This is a genomic window from Nostoc sp. 2RC (assembly GCF_014222165.1).
Lineage (GTDB): Bacteria > Cyanobacteriota > Cyanobacteriia > Cyanobacteriales > Nostocaceae > Nostoc > Nostoc linckia.
Genome location: NZ_JACKZU010000626.1, coordinates 1 through 2,451, shown reverse-complemented (window position 1 = coordinate 2,451; position 2,451 = coordinate 1). Strand labels below are relative to the sequence as shown.

3 protein-coding genes are annotated in these 2,451 nt (G+C 41.9%); all 3 read right to left on the bottom strand.

What is annotated here, in order from left to right; all coding sequences use genetic code 11:
• On the bottom strand, positions 1-690 hold a 690-nt coding region (locus GNE10_RS36305; RefSeq protein ID WP_311774912.1), incomplete at its 3' end, for an AAA-like domain-containing protein.
• A 138-nt stretch (positions 691-828) separates the two neighbouring features.
• Positions 829-1,413 carry a Uma2 family endonuclease gene (locus GNE10_RS33885; RefSeq protein ID WP_185570416.1) on the bottom strand — a complete coding sequence of 195 codons (585 nt, stop codon included), beginning with the start codon at positions 1,411-1,413 and terminating at the stop codon, positions 829-831.
• Between the two features lie 215 nt (positions 1,414-1,628).
• Positions 1,629-2,267 (bottom strand): peroxiredoxin, encoded by a 639-nt coding sequence (locus GNE10_RS33880; RefSeq protein WP_185570415.1) that lies wholly within the window; start codon positions 2,265-2,267, stop codon positions 1,629-1,631.
• Positions 2,268-2,451 lie beyond the last annotated feature (184 nt).

The window sequence follows — 2,451 nt, the reverse complement described above, 5'->3', positions numbered from 1 at the left end:
ATAATTTTGCTCTTTAGCATAAGCAATCATTCGGTTGAGCAAGGAACTTTTGCCCATTTTTTTGGGTGCTTTAATTCTGATTAAGCAACCAGGATGTAATATCTCTTTACAAATTAGTTCTTCTAATGCCGGACGGTTAATGTATAAAGGAGAATCTAGTGGCACAGGGCCGCTAGGATAATCTATCTCGCTAGCTGAGAACACGTCTGAAAAAACCATTTCTAAGCTATATTGTCTTTTGAAATTTTGTTGAATTTGATTTTCTTGATTAGTCTGACCTAGCGAAAAAAAGCTAGGAGGAATTTCTACGTTGGGGAAACAATGCTGTTGGCTGGTTTTTTGACTTGAAGAGTTCCCCGACTTCCAACAAATGTTAGTGGGGAGTTGGGAATGGGAAAGGAAACTTTGTTGATTGTTGGTTGTGAGTTTTTCCCACGAGGAACTCTCTTGTAGATGTTTCCTTAAGACTATATGCAGATTTTTTTTTGTTACTCTCTTCCTAAGGGCTAGAGAAAGGTCTTGCCACAACTGAGAGCCAATTTCCTTAATGTAGTGGTTGGCGTAGCCTGATGTCTTTGACATTTCATCGTAAGTTTTGCCCAACCAAGATTGATACAGCACATACGATTGAATCGAAGCAAGGGGCTTGTCTTGCAGAATTCTTTCTACAGTTTGCAGAAGATCTTCCACGGATATTAAAAATTTTAAATTTATTATGTAAATTTACTACATTTTATATAACAAATATCATATTACTAAATAAATATTTTTGACGAAAAAATTTTGTTATCAGTAGGTATATTTAGAGGAAGTGGGGAATCGGGGATATTACCAAACTTTACTCATATTTAAGATAAAACCAGGCAGTATTGGGTCGCCACTAACACTAGCAGGATTATTCAAACATTCCTCTGATAATCCAGGGCGATAAATATAAACCTTCCGTTGCTTACGGTCAATCAACCAGCCTAACTGTATTCCCGGCTCATTCATGTATTCCTCCATTTTTTCCTTCAAAGTTTGGAGGTTGTCGCTGGGAGATTTGAGTTCAACTACAAAATCTGGACAAATGGGGGCAAATTTTTGCTGTTGTTCTGGAGACAGAGAATTCCATCGTTCTAGTTTAATCCAGGAAGCATCTGGAGAGCGTTCTGCACCTGTTGAGAGCTTAAATCCAGTACTAGAGCTAAAAGTTATACCTGTGCCATCCTGCTCTGACCATACCCATAGCTGCCCAAAAATGTTACCTTCTCTATTTCCTGTCTCTGAACCAGTAGGAGGCATAATTACCAATTCTCCAAACTTATTGCGCTCAATGCGTAAATCGCGATTTACTTGACAGAACTCAAAAAATTGTTCGTCTGTCATTTGCATTGATGGCGGAATTTGCAAAACCAAAGGGGATGAAAACATGAGAATTTCCTCCAGGTTACGATGCCTAGCCCACTGACTTTATTTTCACCCAAAAACAAGGACAGTTGCGTGCTGGGGTTCCCCCCGCCCTTGCAAACTGTCCGTTGCAAAGATAAAGGCAGCCGCATAGGCCGGTTTTCCGACTTTAGCGGACTGCCTGTCGCCAAGATGTAGCTTGGCGGCTTTGCGTCTAATGCAGGAAATCATTTTCAGATTTACTTATTAGGCTGAGGAGTTAAGCGCAGATAAGGTTTAACTTCCTGATAGCCTTTGGGGAATTTCTCTTTGAGGACTTCTGGATCTTTGAGTGAGGGGACAATTACGACATCCTCTCCATCTTTCCAGTCAGCTGGGGTCGCCACACTGTACTTGTCAGTCAATTGTAGAGAATCGATAACCCGCAAAAGTTCATCAAAGTTGCGTCCCGTGCTGGGGGGATATGTGAAACTCAGACGGAGTTTTTTGTTGGGGTCAATTACAAAAACCGATCGCACCGTTACAGCTGCATTGGCATTGGGGTGGATCATATCATAAAGGTCAGAAACCTGGCGATCGGCATCTGCCAAAATTGGGTAGTTAAGAGTCGTGCTTTGAGTTTCTTCGATATCTCCTATCCAGCCGTTATGTGATTCAACATTATCAACACTAAGTGCGATCGCTTTCACATTGCGCTTGTCAAATTCTGGTTTGAGCTTAGCAACTGTGCCCAGTTCCGTTGTACAAACAGGTGTAAAATCAGCAGGGTGAGAGAACAGCACAACCCAGCTGTCACCTGCCCATTCGTAAAAATCGATATCGCCGTGTGTTGAGGCTTGTTTAAAGTTGGGTACTGTATCACCTAAGTGGAGAGCCATGTGAGATTCCCTGTAGCTAGAGAAATATACGTGTTCTACTTTGTCATCATGACACAAAACCCCTATTCCCCAATCGGGCTTTAGCGGTTTTAAACAAAATTTTAGGTTGTCAAGACTTTCGTATACGGCATTGAGCATTGGGCATTGGGCATTGGGCAAGCAGGAGGTGTGGGAGGGGTGGGAG